This is a genomic window from Bradyrhizobium arachidis (assembly GCF_024758505.1).
In the GTDB taxonomy this organism is placed as follows: domain Bacteria; phylum Pseudomonadota; class Alphaproteobacteria; order Rhizobiales; family Xanthobacteraceae; genus Bradyrhizobium; species Bradyrhizobium manausense_C.
Genome location: NZ_CP077970.1, coordinates 831,357 through 850,069 on the forward strand (window position 1 = coordinate 831,357; position 18,713 = coordinate 850,069).

An 18,713-nucleotide genomic window follows, 5' to 3' on the forward strand; every position below is an offset into this window, starting at 1 on the left:
GCGTTAATGAGTTCTTTCCGCCCTTTTTGCCTGACGATATGGCTGGCTGTATCAGCAGCGGCGCTGCTGCTGACACCTGCTTCGCTGCGGCCCGCGCGGGCGCAGGCCGCGCAGACCACGCCTGCCCAGCAAACCACGGCCGCCGCCCCTAGCCAGCCCTCGTCCGCCGATCAGCGCGGCATCGCCGCGCGCGCCATCGACAAGGTCAAGCAGGCGGCGAAATCGGCCGGCGACATCTTCAGCCGCGTGCCGTGCCTGCCGCCGAAGGGCGGCTCGAGGAAGATGGGCTCACTGCCGCATGTCGCAAGCAGGCTCGTCGCCGGCCAGCCGGTCGTGATCGTCGCGTTCGGATCATCCTCAACTGCCGGTTTCGGCGCGAGCTCGCCCGATTTCAACTACCCGAACCGCCTCGCGGCGCAGCTTCGGCGGCAATATCCGACCGCCGACATCAGTGTCATCAATGCCGGCGTCGGCGGCGAGGACGCGCCCGAAATGATGAAGCGTCTGCAGGCCGCGGTGATCGACAGGCATCCGGATCTCGTGATCTGGCAGGTCGGCACCAATGCCGTGCTGCGCAACCTCGATCCGGCCGACACCATCAAGCTCGTCGAGGATGGCGTCGCGCGCATTCAGGCCGCAGGCAGCGACATCGTGCTGGTCGATCCGCAATATTCGCCGCGCGTCAACGAGCGTCGCGAAAGCGCGAGCAAGATGATCACTATGCTCGGCAAGGTCGCCGAACTGCGCCGTGTCGGCATCTTCCCGCGCTTCGAGGTGATGCGCGACTGGCACGAGAAGCAGGCCATTCCGGTCGAGACCTTCGTCATCGAGGATGGCCTGCACATGAACGATTGGGGCTACGCCTGTTTCGCGCAGCTCCTCGGCGACGACATCATCCGCTCCGTCGGCCAGATCAAGCTCGGCGTCAACGTGCCGGCGGATGTGCGGACGTACAGGCCGATGTGATCTTCTCACCCTCCCCTGGAGGGGGAGGGTCGATCGCGCGCAGCGCGAGCGGGGTGGGGTGATCTCTCCGCTCGGGCAGTGTTCAGCGGGGTGAGACTGTCACCCCACCCCGACTCACATTTCGCTGCGCTCAATGTGAGCCGACCCTCCCCCTCCAGGGGAGGGTAAGCCCCTCACGCCTTCTCCAGCGCCGCCGCGAGATCCTCGATCAGATCGTCGGCATGCTCCAGTCCCGTCGAGAAGCGGATAAAGCCTTCGCTGATGCCGAGCGCGGCGCGGTCTTCCGGCTTCAGGCGCTGATGCGTCGTAGTGGCCGGATGCGTCACCAGGCTCTTGGCGTCGCCGAGATTGTTGGAGATCTTCGCGAGCTTCAGCGCGTTGAGGACGCGGAAGGCCGCCTGCTTGCCGCCCTTCACCTCAAAACCGACCAGCGTCGAGCCGCCGCGCATCTGCTTCTTCACGAGAGCGGCTTGCGGGTGATCGGCGCGGCCGGGAAAGACCAGCCGCGAAATCTTGGGATGGCTGGCGAGCGCCTCGGCGACGCGGCCCGCGGTCTCGGTCTGCGCGCGCACGCGCACGCCGAGCGTCTCCAGGCCCTTGAGCAAAACCCAGGCGTTGAACGGCGAGATCGACGGCCCGGTCTGGCGCATGAAATTGTGGATGTGCTCGGCGATGAAGGCTTCCGAGGACAGGATGATGCCGCCCAGGCAACGGCCCTGGCCGTCGATATGCTTGGTCGCGGAGTAGACCACGACGTCGGCCCCGAGCGCGAGCGGGCTCTGCCAGATCGGGGTTGCGAAGACGTTGTCGACCACGAGCCGCGCGCCGCCGCTATGGGCGATGTCGGCGATGGCGGGAATGTCGAGCACGTCGAGCGTCGGGTTGGTCGGGCTCTCCAGGAAGAACGTCTTGGTGTTCTTCCTCAGCGCGCGCTTCCACTGGTCGAGATCGAGGCCGTCGACCAGCGTGGTCTCGATGCCGTAGCGCGGCAAGAGGTCCTGCACGACGTACAGGCACGAGCCGAACAACGCGCGGGAGGCGACGACGTGATCGCCGGCCTTGAGCGGCGCCAGGATCGCAGTCGTCACCGCCGCCATGCCGGTTGCGGCCGAGCGCGCGGCTTCCGCGCCCTCGAGCTCGATCATGCGGCGCTCGAACATCGCAATGGTCGGATTGGAATAGCGCGAATAGATGAAGCCGGGATCTTCGCCCTTGAAGCGCGCCTCGCATTCCTCGGCGCTGTTGTAGACGTAGCCTTGCGTGAGGAACAACGCCTCCGACGTCTCGCCATATTGCGAGCGCAGGGTGCCGGAATGGACCAGCCGGGTTTCGGGACGGTAGTGAGCGGCTGACGCCGGGGACTTCGACATGTGACCTCCAACGTGACCACCGAAAATGGTCACAAAAAACCGGCCTGGATATCTCCACTGGCCGGGATCACACGTGTCCCCGGCCTGTTTAGCGATTTATTTAACGTGGCTGCAAGCCGGCCGGCTCAAATCACCACGGGATAAGTGATGCTCTTATTCCGCCGAACCCTTTCCGTCAAGGCTTGCATCGGCTAGCGGTAAAAAGGCTGAATTTGCTGTATTTCGGGTGCAATTGACCGAGCCTGAGGACCCAAGGAGACCGCAACCGGTGACTTTCAAGGTTGCCGCCGACGCCAATGGTATCCTGCCCGACCGCATGATCGCGGCGATGGCGGAGGACGGCCTGATCCTGCCCGCCTACGACTTCGTCGAAAGCCAGATCCAGCCGGCAAGTCTGGATTTGCGGCTCGGCGACATCGCCTATCGCGTGCGCGCGAGCTTTTTGCCTGGCCCCGGCGCGACGGTCGCCGAGCGCATCGACGAGTTGAAGCTGCACGAGTTCAGCCTCGCCGACGGCGCGGTGCTGGAGACCAACTGCGTCTACATCGTGCCGCTGCTGGAGAGCCTCGCGCTGCCGCCGGAGATCGTCGCGGCCGCGAACCCGAAAAGCTCGACCGGCCGCCTCGACGTTTTCACCCGCGTGATCGCCGACGGCACCCGCCGCTTCGACATGATCGGCGCCGGCTATCACGGCCCGCTCTATGCCGAGATCAGCCCAAAGACCTTTCCGGTGCTGGTGCGCGAAGGCTCGCGCCTGTCGCAGGTGCGCTTCCGCACCGGCGATGCCATCCTCAACATCGACGACCTCGATGCGCTGCATGCGGCCGAGCGCCTCGTCGATGTCGACGATGCCGATCTCACCGGCGGCGTCGCCGTCTCCGTCGATCTCTCGGGCGAGAAGGGCTCAGGCTTCGTCGGCTATCGCGCCAAGCGCCACACCGGCGTGGTCGATGTCGATCGCCGCGCGGGTTATGCCATCGAGGACTTTTGGGAGCCGATTGCGGCGCGCACCGACGGCAGCCTGATCCTCGATCCCGGCGAGTTCTATATTCTCGCCTCCAAGGAAGCGGTGCAGGTGCCGCCGGACTACGCCGCCGAGATGGTGCCGTTCGACCCCCTGGTCGGCGAATTCCGCGTGCACTATGCCGGCTTCTTCGATCCCGGCTTTGGCTATGCCGGCGCGGGCGGGCAAGGCGCGCGCGCCGTGCTGGAGGTGCGCTCGCGCGAGGTGCCGTTCATCCTCGAGCACGGCCAGATCGTCGGCCGCCTCGTCTACGAAAAGATGCTCGCCCGCCCCGACGCCATGTACGGCCAGCGCATCGGCTCGAACTATCAGGCGCAGGGCCTCAAATTATCGAAGCATTTTCGCGTTTAGCGATTTGCGGTAGCCCGGATCAGCGAAGCGACCTCCGGGAATCTCGCGCAGCAATCCCGGATGTCGCTTCGCTCATCCGGGGGCCCGTTACCCCATCTACGCCTGCAACTCTCCGCAAGGAGGCAAGATGACTAATCAACCCGATCTCGACGCCAGAATCCTCGACGACGTCGCCGACGCGCTGATCTATTCGGACCGCTCCGGCAACATCCTGCGCTGGAATCGCGCATCCACCACGTTGTTCGGCTTCACGGCTGAGGACGCACTCGGGCAAAATCTCGATCTGATCATCCCGGAGCATTTGCCGCACTGGAAGGGATTTGAGGCCGCACTCGCGAGCGGCAACATGAAGCTCGCAGGGAAGCCGACGCTGGACCCGCGCGCTGCACAAAAGCGGGACAAAACTCTACATCGAAATGACGTTTGCACTGGTGCGCGATGCCGAAGGCCATGTGCAGGGATCGGTGGCGATGGCGCGCGACGTCACCGAGCGCGTCGAGCGCGAACGCGCGGCAAGCGCAGCCTCTGCGCCGAAAACTTCGTGAAGCGGAATTGCCCCGCCGCCGTGCAGGGCGCCCTGCATGCGCGTCAGGTTGCCTGCCACTGGAGGCAGTGACACACTCGATCGAAACGACGATCGGGAGCGAACATGACCGCCGCAGACCCCGCGCAAGAGGCGCAATGGAAACGCTGGCGCAGCGTGGCCGATCTTTACCATGCCTACTTTACAGGCCTCATCCTCACCGCCGTCACGCGGCGCGGCACGGCTGACGCTGCCGAGTTCGTCTTCCGCGTGTTTCGCCGCCAGCAGCAGGAGCGCTTTCTGCCGGGGCTCGAGAAGCTCGGCCTCAGTCATTTGCCGCCTGCGGTCGCCGCCGCGCAGTATCACTATCTCTCCAACTGGATCGGCGGCGTGCATGTCGAATACATGTATGAGAGCGACCGCAAGGCCTGGATCCGCTATCCGCCGCCGCGCTGGATCTGGAAGGGCACCGCGATCTGCGGCGTGCCGGGCGAGGTCTCGCGCGCGATGCTGCGCGGCTGGCACGCCAATAACGGCGTGGCGCTGCGCGATCTCCGGCTCGGTTTCGTCTGCACCAAGCAGAGCGTCGATGGCCAGGACGGTCTCGAAGGCTACTACTACGAATATGATCACCCGCTCGAGCTCGACCAGCGCCTGGTCTTTGCGCGGCACCTCGAAGCCCCATTGTTCGATCCGAAGACCGCGCCCGCACTGCCGGTGTCGAGCTGGCCAAAACCGCGGCTGGAAAAGGCCTATCGCAACTACGCCATGGAATATGTCCGCACGGCCGCGCCCGTGATGGTGCAGCTGTTCGGCCCGGAGGATGCCGGCTATCTCCTGCATCTCACCGGCAAACTCATCGGCATGCAGTATTTTGATGAAGTCGCCGCAGCGCTGTCGGCGAGCCGCGGCGGCGCGAAGGAGTTTGCGTCGTTCCTTACCGCTCTCTTCGCCGCGCAGGACGATGCCGCCGAGGTCGCGGCCTCCGAAGGTGCGTTCGAAATCCGCCAGCAGAGCTGGAAGCTGATGGACGACGTCCCGGATTATCACCGTGCCTGCGCAAGAGTGCTGGAGGGCTTGTTCGAGGGACTGGCTGCGGGATGCGGGAGGCATATCGGCGTCGCGATGAAACCGGCTAGCGGCGGCCGTCCGCCGCTGGTGTGGACCATCGGTTAGCAAGGAATGGAGCTGCGGCTCTTGCCTCCCGTGCTTCCACACCGTCATGGCCGGGCTTGTCCCGGCCATCCACGACCTTTCGTGCCGCGCGAAGAACGTGGATGCGACGAGCTCGTGAGGAAGCCGCATTCCGCCTACTGAAATGTCCTGCCGCAGGTCCCCATTGCGTGCGGCGCAGGTGGAATCGGCTGGTGCCGTGCTAACAAGGGGTCGGCCGCGCCTTTTGCGCGAAACAATTAATTGGCACACGCTTTCATTGCCTCCGCCTTCATGGCGGCATTTCGTGCCCGGGAGAAGAAATGTCCGACGTCGGCGTCGCCGAGATTCCAGTCGATGAGGAGGAGCGTCCGGTGCCGCCGCAACCGCAGCCGGTGAAAAGCAGGCTGCTCGACGGGCCGATTTTGCGCACGCTGTTGAGCCTCGCCTGGCCGAACGTGATCGGCCTCTCCGCTGGCACCTGCGTGGTGATCGCAGAAACCTCCTATATCGGCCGGCTCGGCGTCGAGGCGCTGGCGGCGATGGCGCTGGTCTTCCCCTGCGTGATCCTGATGATGACGATGTCCGGCGGCGCCATGGGTGGCGCGGTGGCGTCCGCAATCGCGCGCGCGCTCGGCGCCGGCGATCGCGATCGCGCCGGCACGCTTGCCTCGCATGCGCTTCTGATCGGAATCATGTTCGGCCTCGTCTTCATGCTGGGGATGCTGATTTTTGGGCCGACCGTGCTCGAGATGCTCGGGGGCCGCGGCGATGTGCTGACGCATGCGATCGCCTATACGCAGGTGTTCTTCGGCGGCGCCGTGCTGCCCTGGTTGCTCAACACCATGGCCGGCGTGCTGCGTGGCACCGGCAACATGAAGCTGCCCTCGTTGCTGATGCTCAATTCTGCGGCGTGCCAGATCATCCTCGGCGGCACACTCGGCCTCGGCCTCGGGCCCGTCCCGCAATTCGGCATGCGCGGCGTCGCGGCCGGTGCGCTGATTGCCTACACGCTCAATATCGGAGTGATGGGCTGGTACCTGTTCTCCGGCCGCGCGCGAGTGGTACCGAAGCTGCTCGGGCTGCGCGTGCAATGGGCGATGTTCTTCGACATTTTGAAGGTCGGCGCCATCGCCTGCTTCTCGCCGCTGCAATCGGTGCTGACGATTTCGATCCTCACCCACATGCTGGCCAAATTCGGAACGGCGATTTTGGCGGGCTATGGCATCGGCGCGCGGCTCGAGTTTTTGCTGACCTCGATCGCCTTCTCGATCGGCATCGCCTCGGTGCCGATGATCGGCATGGCGATCGGCGCGAACAGGATTGCCCGCGCCCGCCGCATTGCGTGGACTGCCGGCATTGCCGCCTTCTTCGCCCTCGGCGCGCCTGCCTGCCTCGTTGCGATCTTCCCCGATCTCTGGGTCAACATCTTCACGGACAACGCGACCGTGCGCGCGGCGAGCCACCAATATCTCTCGACCGTCGCGCCGTTCTACTCATTCTTCGGTCTTGCCACCGCGATGTACTTCTCCTCGCAAGGTGCAGCCAAGGTGCTGGGCCCTGTGTTGGCGCAGACCGCGCGGCTCATCTACATCTCAGTGTGCGGCTGGTTTCTGTCGACGCATGCGGCGACCGCGCAAAGCTTCTTCTGGCTCGCGGCGAGCTCGATGGTGGTGCTCGGCGTGCTCTCCTGCTCCAGCGTGGTGCTGACGCGCTGGGGACCGCGCGACGCCAAGCCGGAAATCCGGCCGGCGTTGTCGGCGGCCGACTAACGCATGATCCGGAAAAGTGTGCAGCGGTTTTCCGAGAAGATCATGCGCAAACAAAGAAGCTAAAGCGCGATGACAATCGCGCTTTAGCGATGCCTGCGGTGGCGGCGGTGGCCGCCGCCGACATTCGCCATCCGCATCAGTTGCGGGATCATGCTCATCATCTCGCCGCCGCCGGCGCCGCCGAGCATGCCCATGATATCGCCGCCGCCCATGCCCATGCCTGATGGCATGTAGCCGCCATAGCCGCCGCCACCGAGGCCGGCGCCGCCAAATCCGCCGCCGCCCATCATGCCGCCGAAGCCACCACCGCCCATCATGCCGCCAAATCCGCCGCCGCCATTCTCCATCATGCCGGACATCATCGGGCCCATGGTCTGCATCAGCATGGCGAAGCGGCGCTTGCCCATCTTGGCCTTCATCATCTCCAGCATCGGCGCCATCTGGGTCATCATGTCGCCGCCACCGGCGCCACCACCACCGAAGCCGGCGAACTGCGCGTTGGCCGGCACGCTCGTCATCGAATACAGCAGCAGCACGGCGGCTGCCTGGCAGATCACCTTGTCCGCACCTCGCATAGCTCGCTCCTTTGGCTTGCTCACATGCAGCCATGGTTAGGGCGGGCGAGGGGAGGGCTCTGTGAGAAAACTCACAGAGCGCATGATCCGGAAAAGTGTGCAGCGGTTTTCCCTCGCGACAAACGCGGAACGCGTTTGCGCGGAGATCATGCGCCAATAAAGTGCGCTGTTAGCTCGCAGCCGGCGGAAACGCCTTGTGCATGGCAATCACCGCTTCCTTTGTCTGGCCCTCGACGTAAGGCGCGAGTTCGTTCGGCAGCATGTCGATGGTCCACAGCAGTCGGCATTTTGTCTCGCCTTCGGCGATCACCTGCACGGACGCGCTGTAGTGCTTCAGTCGCTCGTTGTTTATGGCGTAGACGAGCCGCTGGCGCGCGTCGTCGCAACTGACGAGTGCCTCGCGCGCCACCGCGCCGTTGGCGAAGGTGACGATGCGCGCATCGCTGTCGAGCTGGCAGTCGGTGACGAATCCCGGCACCAGCCGCGTCGGCAAGGCACCGAAATCGCGCACCGCATCCCACACGTCGCGCGCGGGAGCGTTGAGGAGGACGTCGTTGTGGATGGAGGCCATGAGAGATCCCTATGAGATGGAGTCATTCCGGGGCTCGCGAAGCGAGAACCCGGAATCTCGAGATTCCGGGTTCGGTCCTTCGGACCGCCCCGGAATGACGGAGTCAAAAGCTCAAGCTCACGTGCACACCGCCTCGACATTATTGCCGTCAGGATCGATCAGGAATGCTGCGTAATAGGTCGGGCTGTAATCCTTGCGCGGACCGGCGCCGCCATTGTCCCTTCCGCCGCTCTTTAGCCCCTCGCTGTGAAATTTCTTCACGGCGTCATGGTCCTTGGCGCGGAAGGCGACATGGGCGCCGTCGGCCTTGCGGCCCTTGTTGAGATGCAGCCACAGCGCCGGCTCGCCCTTGGGGCCAAAACCGGCATAACCGTCGCCGCTGGTGCAGAGCACGAAGCCGAGCGGCGCAAGCACCGCGGTGTAGAAGCGCGTGCTGGCGTCGAGATCGGCAACGCGAATTCCGATGTGATCGTACATGATCGTCTCCATTTGCAAATCGCGCCGGTTGCGGCGCGAGCCGGAGACGACGCTACTCAGTTGCAGATAAGCTGCTCTTGGAGAATCTTGCGCTCGCCCTTGGCGGCCTGGCGGAACTTCGAAGGCGACACGCCGGCGGCGCGATGGAAGGTGCGGACGAAGTTGGAGAGATCGCCAAAACCGACGTCATAGGCGACATCGGTGACCGCGATGTCATCATCTGTCAGCAGGCGTGCCGCATGCCGCAGTCGCGAGCGCACGAGATATTGATGCGGGGTGACGCCGAGCACGCCGGAGAACAGCCGCAGGAAATGGAACGGGCTGAGGCCCGCCTGCCGCGCGGCCTCCTCGAGGTCGATCTCGTGGCTGGAATTGTCGTCGATCCACAGCGCCGTCTCGACCGCGCGGCGGCGATCGCGCGCCGTTGGCGCGGCCTGCTTGCGCGGCTTGCCGGAAACGACCTCGGCAAAACGGCTGGCAAAAATCTGGCCGATCTCGTCGAGGCCGAGATCGCTGTTGCCATCTGCTGCCGTCTGGGCCAGCTCGCCCAGCACCATCAGTTCCGGCAGCGGCGGCGTCGCGACGACCTGCCAGGTCTCGCGGCGCGCGCCGACGGCATCGACCAGGTCTTCGCTGAGGAAGAAGGACAGGCACTCGTCGCCGGCCACGTGCTCATGCGTGCAGGTGTATTCGTCGCCGGGGTAGCCGACCAGCACGGAACCGGCCACCAGCTCGAAGAATTTTCCGCGGCAATGACAGCCAAAACTGCCCGCGCGCACATAGGCGATCGAGTGCCCGTTGCGGCATTCGGCGAACGGCGCGTCGCCCGGTCCCGCATCGCAGCGAAACCGCGACACCGTCATCGAAGGCGTCGTCAGCAGGGTGGTTGCTTCCATCCACCTTATCTAGGCATGATCCGGAAAAGTGTGTAGCGGTTTTCCGATAAGATCATGCCCAAAAATTAGGAACTAAAGCGCGATTCTGATCGCGCTTTAGTTGGCCCGCGGCGGGGCAACGGGCAGCAGCACCTCGAACAAGGTCTTGCTGGCGACCGGATGGGCGCCCTCGATCGAGAGCAGCCGCCGCTTCGAGATCACCCCGCCATGGGCCGAGATCCGGTCGGCATAATTGCCGGCCTCCAGCACCCGATGGCACGGCACGATGATCATGAACGGATTTTTGGCGATCGCCTGCGCCACCGAATGCGAGGCGCCGGAGGCGCCGAGCTGCTTGGCGATCTCGTTATAGGTGCGGGTCTCGCCGCGCGGAATGGTGCGGGCAAGCTCATAGACGCGGCGGCTGAAGGGAAGCACATCACTGAGGTCGAGACCGACATCGGAAAGATCGGCGAGGTCGCCATGCAGCACGGCTGCGATGCCCTCGATCGCAAGCTCGGTATCGTCGGGCGGGCGTTGCTCGCGAGCTTCGGGATGCGCCTGATAAATGCGGCGGCGGGTGTCGATCTCCCGCGCCTCAGGCAGTTGCACGGCCACCACCCCGGCAGCGCTCCAGACAATGCCGCAGCGGCCTATCGCCGTGTCGAAAATCGAGTAAGCACGCCCCACCATGTGCACGCCCCGCCTCTGTGCACCAATTCCCCCAATGCCTTCGATCATAACACCGCCACAATCCGGCGCACGTGGAATCTTGCCAGGAGGTCAAGATGCGTCGCGCCTGTGGCGCCAAAGCGCTTGGCGACCGGCGCCGTCTCGGCTAATCAGGAGCGGCGTGATCACGCGTCCGCGGGCGTAGTTCAATGGTAGAACGGCAGCTTCCCAAGCTGCATACGAGGGTTCGATTCCCTTCGCCCGCTCCACTGCATTCCCAATGGGTTAGCTGGTGATTGGCCAGAGGCCAGTCGGAAAGTTTTGTCGGCGGTTTTGCAGCTTTTGTTCACTCTCTGGCCTCCAGTTTCTTGATACGCGCCTTGATGGCAGCCGCCCTGCCAACGTAGCGCCGGATGATCTTTTCAACGTTTGCCTCTTCCCACGCTAGCGTCTCCGCGATCTCGCGCATGCTGAAACCTGCGATGTAGAACTTGGTCGCTGCCGTGCCGCGCAGGTCGTTGAAGTGCAAGTCGCGGTCCGCCATTCCCGCTTCGATCTTGGCTTTGTTGAAGCTGCTGCCGAAGCCATCCACCGTCCACGGACGGCGCTTGCTGCTGGTCAAGATCGTGGTTGCGCGCTTGGGAATGCGGGCCAGCACTTCGCGGAGCGCGGGATACAGCGCAATGATCGCCTCGCGGCGGTGCTTGCTCTTACTGGTGGTGAGCACGATGGCGTCGTCCTGAACGTGCGACCATGAAAGGCGGCACAGGTCGCCCAGCCGCAAGCCGGTGTGGCCAGCTAGGTCAACGGCAAGCGCGATCTCTGCCGAGCAGGTTTGCTTGATGTGCGCCACGTCGGCGTCGGTCCAGATGATTTCGGAGCGGTCGTTGTTGTAAAGATGCTTGATGCCCTCGCAGGGATTGCCCGCGATCTTTCCCAACTCGACCCCATGGGCCACGACGCGCGAAAGAACCTGTAGCGCATAGTCGGCGGTGCGCGGCGTGTCGGCCCACTGGTTGCGCCAGCGGCGGATCACGGGCCTTATCTTCTCCGGACGATCAAACTGCGCGATGCGCAGGTCGCCGAAGTAGTCCGCGATGCGGTCAAGCCACTTGCCCCACTGGTCGCGCGTGGACTGCGCCAGCTTCTTGTAATCCTTGCTCGCCTTGTAGTCCGCCACGATGAAGCGGAAGCGGCTCTTGTCAGGCGCGCGGTGCTGCTCGATGGCTTCGTTGTAGCTGGCCATGAACTCCGGCGTGCCGGGTTCACCACGCAAGCGCGGGCCGCCGCGCCAAGCATAGTAATATGTGTGGCCCTTTGCCTTGACCTTTGCGATGCCTTTCAAATCAACCTTGACCATGACGCGCCTCAAATGCTGCCAACTCGCGATCTAGATCGTCGCTGTTTGTTTGTTTTATTTGAGCGTCACCGCCATTGCCAAGGATGCGGAGGGTGCCGTCTGGGGCAATCTCGAAGCCGCCAACCGCCAAGCCCGCTGCCCGCGCCGCCTTAATGGCGCGGACAACGTCGGTCTGCTTGAACCTGTGGGTGCCTCGGGACATCGGTGTGGTCTGTACTGAGTCGATTGAATTGACAGCCTTACGGAAGCGGCATGCCGGTATTGAGCGCGCTATTCGGCGCGGCGTCCGGGCTGGACTTGCCCGTGCTGCCGGGCCCGTTGGCAGTCAGCTTGCCCGCCAGCTTGACGATGGTGTCCACAGCGGTGAGCAGGCTGCTGCTTGGCTCGACCTTGACGACGACCTCGCCCTTGACGTCGGCGCTGCCGTTAAGCTCCGCTGTAACAGGCGCGGTTACGACTGCTTCGAGCGGCTGCACGCTGGGCATGGGGCCAGTCGGGAGGATGTCGCCGGGAGCGCGCGGGCGCACGCCGGGCTTGCGGATCTCCGTGACCTCGCCGGGCCCGGACTTGCGCCACATGTTGGCTTCCGGATCATCGGGGCCGAACAGCGGCTTGCGGTTCAGGACATCGTCAAGGTGCTTGGCGCGCTGCGCTTCGATCAGCTTGGTGGTTGCGTCGTCGATCACAGCCTTGCGGTGCTCGGGAAGCTCCTCGCCGGTCCGCGCCTTGTACTTTTCAGCCATGCCCTTCAGGCGGTCGACGGTGGCCTGAGCAGAGGTAACGCGCTCGTCCACCAGTTCGCGCTTCGCCTGAGCGACCTCGTCCTTCATCAGGTCCTGGACGCCGGTGAAGGGCTTGTCGCCGAACTTGTCAAACGCCTTTGCGGTGTCGTTGAGGATGCCCGCCAAGCCGTCTTTGTTCGGGCCAAACTTCTTCGCAAGCTTGTCGATGGCACCACCAGCGGAGTTGATCGCGCGGTCCATCGCCTCGCCCATGCGCTTCATGGCGATGGCTGGCGTGTCCATGATCTTTTCGAAGTCCTTTTGCGTGCTGCCAGCCGACGTCTTGAGCTCGGCCGTCACCTTGCGGTTCAGGGCTTGGTAGCTGAGCAGCGCCCGCATGCCGCGCGCGAACTCCATGTCGCTGAACAACTGCGGCACCTTGGACAAGTCGCCCTTGATGGCGTCGTCGCTCAGCTTGGTGAAAACCTCCAGCAAATCCTTGCCTTCGGCACGAGCCTTGGTCATTTCCTTGCGCAGGTCGATGCCAAACTTCTTGAACTTCTTGGTGGTTTCTTCGCTTTCCATCTTGGCGAAGATGTTTTGCATGGAGGAGGCGGCTTCCTCGGTGGTGCCCGTGCCGTTACGGATGGTCTGAAGCGCGGCCACAATGCGCATCAAGCCTTCCTCTCCCTTCATGCCAGCAGCCACAGCGGCGGGCGCAATGGACGGGAAGTAGCGCGCCATGTCCTTAAGCTCGAACTTGCCCGCCTTGCCGCCCTTCACGAGGATGTCGAACGCGTTCTGCATTTTGTCGGTGGCGATGCCAAGGTTTTGGTTGAGCGCCAGCGTAGTGGTCGCCATGTCCTCAACCTCAGCACCAGCCGCCTGCGCCGTCTTGGCGATGGCGGGAATGGCGGGCAGCGCTTCCTTGAGGTCCATGCCACCAGCGGTCAGGCTTTCCAGCCCCTTGGTGACCTCGCCGAACGACTGGCCCGTTGCCTTGGCGGTCTCGCGCAAGGCTGTGCTCAGGGACGAAACCTCCTGCTCCGTCGCGTCGGCTGTGATGCCGATGCGCTTGATCTTCAGGTCCGCGTCCGCGAAGTTTTTGTAGGCAACGCCAGCACCAGCGGCGATGGCAGCCGGAGCCAGCACGCGCCCGGCGGCGCCAATGATGGCGGCGTTAGCCGCGCTGGCGGTCTGGCTGGCGCGCGTCGCCATACCTGCGTTCATCGCCGTGGCGCGGTTGGCCATTGCGGCGGCTTGGTTCATGCCGCGTATCTTGGCGGCGATCTGGCTGAACACGCCTCCGGTTTTGTCGGAGGCGCTGAGGATTGCGCGGGCTTCAATGATTTGTGCCATTGGTCAACTCCTTGAGGATGTCGCGCTGGATTGACCTTTGGTCGCCCTTGGTCAGGCGCGAGATGTTGCCGTGCGCCATCTGCTCGGTGAGCATGGCGGTGACGACCCCGAGCACCGTGACCGCCACGCGGTTCTTCAGCGCCCATGCTTCGGTTGGTAGGTTGTCTGCGTGCAGCGCTTCGAGCGCCCGCGCCTTGATCGTTTCGATGTGGTTCATTGCTGTTTGCCCTGCTGTGTTAAGTGGAGCCTTGCCGACCTTGACCCTTAATGTTGATGTTGAGTTGTGTCGCAACCCAACAAGCGCGTGCCCGGGAGGTCTGCTTGCCGTTGTGGGACTGGCTCCTTCGCCCTTCAGGTACTGCACGCACCACGAACTGATTAGAACGTGCCGTTCAGGCGGATGCGCGCCACAGTGTCGGCCGCGCCCTGCGCCTTCATGTTGATGCCGATCTTGGTGTTGCCCGCCGAAACGTTGGTGACGTTCTTCGCGGTATTGTCCCAATACACGGCAGCGAACGCAGCGGCCCACGCCTGAGCGGCAACCTTGGGCAGTTCGAAGACGCCTTCGGTCGCAATCTCGACGTCCTCGCCAACCGCCTGCGTGGTGGCGGCGACGCCGAACAGGCTGCCGATGAGGTAAGCCGTGCCGCTGACGGTGCCGCCAGCCGGAGCGGTCGCGGTCACCATTTTGCCGGGTTGAATGTAGTTCTTCATGGCTATTGCCATCCTTTCGATCTGATGTTGATGGTGGTGATCGCCGTGCCTTGCAGCGCGGCGATTTCTTGCTCGGTAGCGGCAATGGCTTTCAGCAAGTCATTGACGCTGCGATATTCGACCTCTTGCGCACCATTCGGGCCCTCGTAGCGGACCCGCTTGCTGCCCGACGTTAAAGCGTCCTTGAGGTGCTCAAGGTTGGCTTGGAGAGTTGCTAGGTCAGCCATTTGCTTTCCTTTTCAGTTTCAGGCAGCCACAACTCTTCGTGTGTCTGTTGCGCAGGTTGTAGCCTGCAACACGCGCCAACCGGCCGCAGTCGCAAAGGCAAGCCCAATAGGTCTGCTTGTCGCCTGCGCTGCCGGTCACCTCGAAGCCGTCGCGGTGCAAGACAGTCAGCTTGCCGACGCGGCGGCCCGTGAGATCGATGAGGCGAGTGCAACCACACGACGCGGTCTTGCCTCCTTTGCGCAGATTGCCGCGAGCGACCACGTGATGATTTCCGCAGTCGCAGCGCACATTCCACGCCACCACGCGGCGCGAACCGTTCACGCCCATGGGCGTCCATCCGGCACGGCCCGTCACGACGAGCCGCCCGAACCGCTGGCCGGTGATGTCGATAACCGGCCGCACACTTACGCGCCTGCGTTCGTGTAGGAGCCGCGCCACTCCACAGCGCCACAGCCGTAGTCGAGGCGCACCTTGGTCTTGACGCCATCGACCTCAAAGCCGACCTGCGTTTCGATCTGGGGCCCGGGAGCGCCCGCAAGGTGGGCGTACTCAAGGCTTTCCATGTCGCTGGCAAACAGCCACCAGCGGGTCGCGCTGGTCAGGCGCGGCTCGACAACCGGGGTCAGCTTGCTGAACACGTTGACGTCGGCCGTGGTCATGGCCTGAATGGCGGTGAGCAGTTTCTCCACGCTGGTCTCAAGGTCCGGCGGGATCAGGATGTGGCTCGGCGTGACGGTGATCAGGCCGCCGCCCGGTCCGGTCTGCTTGCGCATGGCCAAGCGCGCTGCGCTGAGCGTTGTCTCGGACGGAGCCGCGCCAGCGGCGGAAATGTTGCCGTGGTCGGTGTGGTGCAGCGCCTTGCCGTCCGACATGGTCGGGCCGACGCCAGCATTGGCCTGAAGCAGGTTGACAAGCTCCTGCGCCTCGAACGCCGCAGCGGCGTTGCCCAAGCGGCGGGACACGTCCGTGAACGCGCTGAGGTCGTCATTGATCAGCGCTTGGCGGCTGAACGAAATGATGCGGCCAAAGGTATTCAGGCGATAGGTCTCGCCGGCTTCCACCAGAGAGCCGGACTTGAACTCGCCGTGCTCGTTGACCTTCTCCAGCGTGACGCCCGTGCTGTCCAGCATCAGCTTGGTCTTGGCGCGGAAGTCCGACGCCGTGGTCTGGCGAGCCAGAAGGCGGATGCCGCTGGCGGGCTGGTTGTAGCTGTCACGCAGGGTGCGGCCCACAGTGTTGGCGAGGATCAGCGGGAAGTCGCTGGTGGTGAGAGCGCGCTCGATCAGCGAGTGAGACGCAAGACCGATCACGCTAACGCCGGAGCGTTGCAGCACGACGCGGGCAATGTCGGCGATGGTGTGGCCTACGTAGGCGCGAGCCTCAGCGCTGGGCTGGTGCTGCGGGGCGACGCGGACGTACAGCGCCTCGCCGACAGCACGGATGAAGTTTTCCGAGTTGTCGTGGGTGGTGTTGTTGTGGGACGTGCGGATCACGGTAGCATTGCTCCTTGAAATCAGGTCGTTGAGGATCGCCTCGCGTGCCTCTTCGACCGTTGCGTTGCGGGTGATCAGGCCATCAAGCGCTTCCTGCGCCATGCCAGCCTGACGGGCGAGTTGGATGATGGTGGCGTTGTCGTTGCCGCGCGTGCGGGCATGCGGGTCGGCAGGAACTGCGACGAAGGAAATTTCCCTGATGGCCCACTGCGTAGCGGTACGAGTGCGGTTGCCGCTGGCGTCGTTGCCGTCCTGCCAAGCGCTGACCTGATAGCCAATGCTGACCGAATTCAGTTCGCCGCTGCGGATTGCCGACACAAGGCTGGCAACCTCGGGGCGCGTGCTGAGATGCATGCGGGCCACAAGGTTGGTGCCTTCACGCCAGACCTCGTCCACTGTGCCCAGCACGCTTTCGAGGCTCTGGCGGTGGCTGTTCAGCACGCTGATGCCACGCAAGGAAGCGAGGTCGACAACCGAAGTGTCGAGAAGCTCCTGAAACGTGCCAGCGGCGTCAGAGCGAGTAACGGCAGCGCCCGTCGAGATGACGGCTTCAACCGTTCCAGCCTCGGCGTTGTAGGAAGACGGCCGCAGGGTTGCGCGGCGCGTCTCAAGTTGGGTCGCGGCTTCGCGAACCAGCAGCTTATGCATTGTTAGTCTCCTGAGTTGGGCTCGGAAGAGCCTTGGGTACGAAAGTGTCTGAGGAAAGCTCGGCGTCTACGTCGGCAACATTCCGCCCGCGCGCCGCAATGACCTCCGCGCGACTGCGCAGGCCAGAGTTGATCGCGAGCACGTCAGCTTCGGTTTCTTTCTTGGGGTCCAGCGAAGCAAAGTCCGGCAGCAGGTAGGACGCTTCGCCGAAGCTGGAGGACAGCCCGTTCAGGACGCGCAGCAATGAGAAGCGGCGATGCAGAGGCTCGAAAACGAGCGGCACCAGCAGGGAAGCGCGCTGCGCCTTGATGCGCCGCTTGAAGCTCTCCATCCCCATCTTGCCGCTGGAGTAGTTCGTGTCGGTGAGGTTGCCGGTCACCAAGGCGTAGGGCATGCCGACGCCCGCGCAGATTTCATGAAGCATTTCCTTCATGAGTTCGCTCGCGTTGCCTTCATCAGGCATCGTTGGAAACGAGATCGTTGTGCCCACGGGCAGCACGCGGAGCGCGCCCGGCTCAAGGCTCAGGTCGGCCGTGGGTGGCGTGGCGGTCGCATCGCCAAACGCGGTCCCAGAGGCATCCTGAATGAAGCCGCCGAACAGGGCAGCGACCGAGGCACGAGCAAGTCTTGCATCAGAAAGCTTGTGCGCTTCTGCGATGCGCGTGAGCACAGGCGCAAGCTCGGAAATGCCGCGACGCTGTCCCGGGACCTTCTGCTCGAAGTAGTGAATGACGTCTTCCGCAGGGATGCGGCGAGCGGGCGCGATGGTAGCGAAGGCTTGGTCGGGCGCGTCGGGCAGAATGTGATAGGCGACGATCTCGCCCCGCGCATCTTCCTCAACTCCGGCAATCACCCTGCCACCGCTGGGCAAATCGACGTTGATGGTTCTATCAAGCTGCTCCGGGTTCAGCACGGTCAGCCGCAGATCGCCGTTGCGATCAACGGTCATGCGGGCCAGCCCTTCGCCAAGTTGGAATTGGCACCGCACCAGCAAGCGCAGCGCGGCCAAATTGGCGGAGAACCACGTCTCGGCTGCGGTGTCGTTGCCGTTCTTGAACTGCACGGCTGGGGCATCGGGGAGCAATGCGTCCACGTAAACCATGGCAATGCTCGCGGCGATCGGGCTGTTGGCCACAGCGAACGCGGCGCGCGACCCGGTCAGGTGTGCCGCAGCCAACGTCTGCGCGGCGGGCGCGTGCATCGTGTGCCAAGCGGGCCAGCGCGGACCGCCGCTGGCGGCTTCGTAGTTGCGCTTGAACATGCGCTTGATGACGGCGGGGAGTTTCATGCTGCATCCTCTTCCGTGTACAGGCACTCCATCCGCTCACGCATCTCAATGGTGAGCAGGCCAATTTCGAGAACGATGTAAGCTGACGGGAGGGTTTGCCGCCACGCGCCTTCGGGTGGGCGCTGGCTCAGCGTGAAGCTGCCGTCATCTTCGAGCCAGACAAGAACTCTCGCATGGTGCGAGCTCTCACGGCGCATGTGCCAAGCCGTAATCGCGGACTGCGCAAGATCACGAACCATTTCGTGCGCCACGCCCACGGCGACGCCCATGCGGGTCAACTGATGCATGGCGGCGAGTTGGATGACGCCGAGCGGCGTGTAGTGTCTATTGCCGCCTGACTTTTCGAAGTCGATCAGCGCGCGCTCTGACCAGTTTCGCAGGTCCTTCGCTGCGAGACCGGGAATGAGCTTCAACACGTTGGCGTGTGTGAAGCGATATTCGTTGACGTGCATCTGTTCGCCCTCTGTAAGGCGCAACAGGCAGTGATTTGATGCTGACCGCCAACAAAAATTCGGTGTTTGTTTTTTAAAGAGGTCTTTGAAAAACAAACAATTTCGACGATCCCCTTGTTTC

20 protein-coding genes, 1 tRNA gene and 1 riboswitch are annotated in these 18,713 nt (G+C 63.8%); of the genes, 6 read left to right on the forward strand and 15 right to left on the reverse strand.

From position 1 onward, the window contains the following. Nucleotides 1-6 precede the first annotated feature (6 nt). Nucleotides 7-966 carry an SGNH/GDSL hydrolase family protein gene (locus KUF59_RS03865; RefSeq protein ID WP_212460595.1) on the forward strand — a complete coding sequence of 320 codons (960 nt, stop codon included), beginning with the start codon at nt 7-9 and terminating at the stop codon, nt 964-966. Between the two features lie 173 nt (nt 967-1,139). Here KUF59_RS03865 and KUF59_RS03870 read toward each other — a convergent pair whose 3' ends face one another. Then, nucleotides 1,140-2,336, reverse strand: a complete 1,197-nt coding sequence (locus tag KUF59_RS03870) for an O-succinylhomoserine sulfhydrylase (RefSeq protein ID WP_212460594.1) — start codon at nt 2,334-2,336, stop codon at nt 1,140-1,142. 67 nt (nt 2,337-2,403) lie between these two features. Continuing rightward, a riboswitch (SAM riboswitch) is annotated at nt 2,404-2,483 on the reverse strand. Nucleotides 2,484-2,604: 121 nt separating this feature from the next. On the opposite strand from KUF59_RS03870, the gene KUF59_RS03875 reads away from it, so the two are divergent. From KUF59_RS03875 to KUF59_RS03895, 4 genes are all read left to right on the forward strand, one after another. Further along, nucleotides 2,605-3,711 carry a 2'-deoxycytidine 5'-triphosphate deaminase gene (locus tag KUF59_RS03875; protein WP_212460593.1) on the forward strand — a complete coding sequence of 369 codons (1,107 nt, stop codon included), beginning with the start codon at nt 2,605-2,607 and terminating at the stop codon, nt 3,709-3,711. A gap of 127 nt (nt 3,712-3,838) precedes the next feature. Then, the gene (locus KUF59_RS44500) at nt 3,839-4,327 is read left to right on the forward strand and encodes a PAS domain S-box protein (RefSeq protein ID WP_464165367.1); all 489 of its coding nucleotides are present in this window, start codon (nt 3,839-3,841) and stop codon (nt 4,325-4,327) included. A gap of 33 nt (nt 4,328-4,360) precedes the next feature. After that, the gene (locus tag KUF59_RS03890) at nt 4,361-5,410 is read left to right on the forward strand and encodes a hypothetical protein (RefSeq protein WP_212460592.1); all 1,050 of its coding nucleotides are present in this window, start codon (nt 4,361-4,363) and stop codon (nt 5,408-5,410) included. A gap of 299 nt (nt 5,411-5,709) precedes the next feature. Beyond that, the gene (locus tag KUF59_RS03895) at nt 5,710-7,158 is read left to right on the forward strand and encodes an MATE family efflux transporter (protein WP_212460591.1); all 1,449 of its coding nucleotides are present in this window, start codon (nt 5,710-5,712) and stop codon (nt 7,156-7,158) included. 83 nt (nt 7,159-7,241) lie between these two features. Here KUF59_RS03895 and KUF59_RS03900 read toward each other — a convergent pair whose 3' ends face one another. From KUF59_RS03900 to KUF59_RS03920, 5 genes are all read right to left on the reverse strand, one after another. Continuing rightward, a complete protein-coding gene (locus KUF59_RS03900; RefSeq protein WP_212460590.1) occupies nt 7,242-7,733 on the reverse strand; it encodes a hypothetical protein in 492 nt (163 codons plus the stop codon). A gap of 169 nt (nt 7,734-7,902) precedes the next feature. Further along, on the reverse strand, nt 7,903-8,304 hold the full coding sequence (locus tag KUF59_RS03905) for an SRPBCC family protein (RefSeq protein WP_212460589.1): 402 nt from the start codon (nt 8,302-8,304) through the stop codon (nt 7,903-7,905). A 117-nt stretch (nt 8,305-8,421) separates the two neighbouring features. Further along, nucleotides 8,422-8,781 (reverse strand): VOC family protein, encoded by a 360-nt coding sequence (locus tag KUF59_RS03910; RefSeq protein ID WP_212460588.1) that lies wholly within the window; start codon nt 8,779-8,781, stop codon nt 8,422-8,424. 56 nt (nt 8,782-8,837) lie between these two features. Then, nucleotides 8,838-9,677 (reverse strand): helix-turn-helix transcriptional regulator, encoded by an 840-nt coding sequence (locus KUF59_RS03915; RefSeq protein ID WP_212460587.1) that lies wholly within the window; start codon nt 9,675-9,677, stop codon nt 8,838-8,840. Between the two features lie 96 nt (nt 9,678-9,773). Then, nucleotides 9,774-10,349, reverse strand: coding sequence for a methylated-DNA--[protein]-cysteine S-methyltransferase (locus KUF59_RS03920; RefSeq protein WP_212460586.1), 576 nt, complete (start codon nt 10,347-10,349; stop codon nt 9,774-9,776). A gap of 174 nt (nt 10,350-10,523) precedes the next feature. On the opposite strand from KUF59_RS03920, the gene KUF59_RS03925 reads away from it, so the two are divergent. Then, a tRNA-Gly gene (locus tag KUF59_RS03925) sits at nt 10,524-10,597 on the forward strand. Nucleotides 10,598-10,674: 77 nt separating this feature from the next. On the opposite strand, the gene KUF59_RS03930 is transcribed toward KUF59_RS03925, so the two are convergent. The 9 genes from KUF59_RS03930 to KUF59_RS03970 form a co-directional block, all read right to left on the reverse strand. Then, the gene (locus KUF59_RS03930; protein WP_258768249.1) at nt 10,675-11,688 is read right to left on the reverse strand and encodes a tyrosine-type recombinase/integrase; all 1,014 of its coding nucleotides are present in this window, start codon (nt 11,686-11,688) and stop codon (nt 10,675-10,677) included. 239 nt (nt 11,689-11,927) lie between these two features. Further along, on the reverse strand, nt 11,928-13,712 hold the full coding sequence (locus tag KUF59_RS03935) for a phage tail tape measure protein (protein ID WP_258768254.1): 1,785 nt from the start codon (nt 13,710-13,712) through the stop codon (nt 11,928-11,930). Between the two features lie 40 nt (nt 13,713-13,752). Next, on the reverse strand, nt 13,753-13,986 hold the full coding sequence (locus tag KUF59_RS03940; protein ID WP_258768256.1) for a hypothetical protein: 234 nt from the start codon (nt 13,984-13,986) through the stop codon (nt 13,753-13,755). Between the two features lie 161 nt (nt 13,987-14,147). After that, the gene (locus tag KUF59_RS03945; RefSeq protein WP_258768258.1) at nt 14,148-14,483 is read right to left on the reverse strand and encodes a DUF2190 family protein; all 336 of its coding nucleotides are present in this window, start codon (nt 14,481-14,483) and stop codon (nt 14,148-14,150) included. Between the two features lie 2 nt (nt 14,484-14,485). Further along, nucleotides 14,486-14,710: a phage head-tail joining protein gene (locus KUF59_RS03950; protein WP_258768260.1), complete on the reverse strand. Its 225-nt coding sequence runs from the start codon at nt 14,708-14,710 to the stop codon at nt 14,486-14,488. Next, on the reverse strand, nt 14,703-15,113 hold the full coding sequence (locus tag KUF59_RS03955; RefSeq protein ID WP_258768261.1) for a hypothetical protein: 411 nt from the start codon (nt 15,111-15,113) through the stop codon (nt 14,703-14,705). Before KUF59_RS03955 ends, KUF59_RS03950 begins: the two co-directional genes overlap by 8 nt. A 2-nt stretch (nt 15,114-15,115) precedes the next feature. Then, on the reverse strand, nt 15,116-16,852 hold the full coding sequence (locus KUF59_RS03960; RefSeq protein ID WP_258768263.1) for a phage major capsid protein: 1,737 nt from the start codon (nt 16,850-16,852) through the stop codon (nt 15,116-15,118). Continuing rightward, a complete protein-coding gene (locus KUF59_RS03965; protein ID WP_258768264.1) occupies nt 16,845-18,140 on the reverse strand; it encodes a phage portal protein in 1,296 nt (431 codons plus the stop codon). The genes KUF59_RS03960 and KUF59_RS03965 overlap by 8 nt, the downstream gene beginning before the upstream one ends. Continuing rightward, a complete protein-coding gene (locus KUF59_RS03970; protein WP_258768266.1) occupies nt 18,137-18,688 on the reverse strand; it encodes a hypothetical protein in 552 nt (183 codons plus the stop codon). Before KUF59_RS03970 ends, KUF59_RS03965 begins: the two co-directional genes overlap by 4 nt. Nucleotides 18,689-18,713 lie beyond the last annotated feature (25 nt).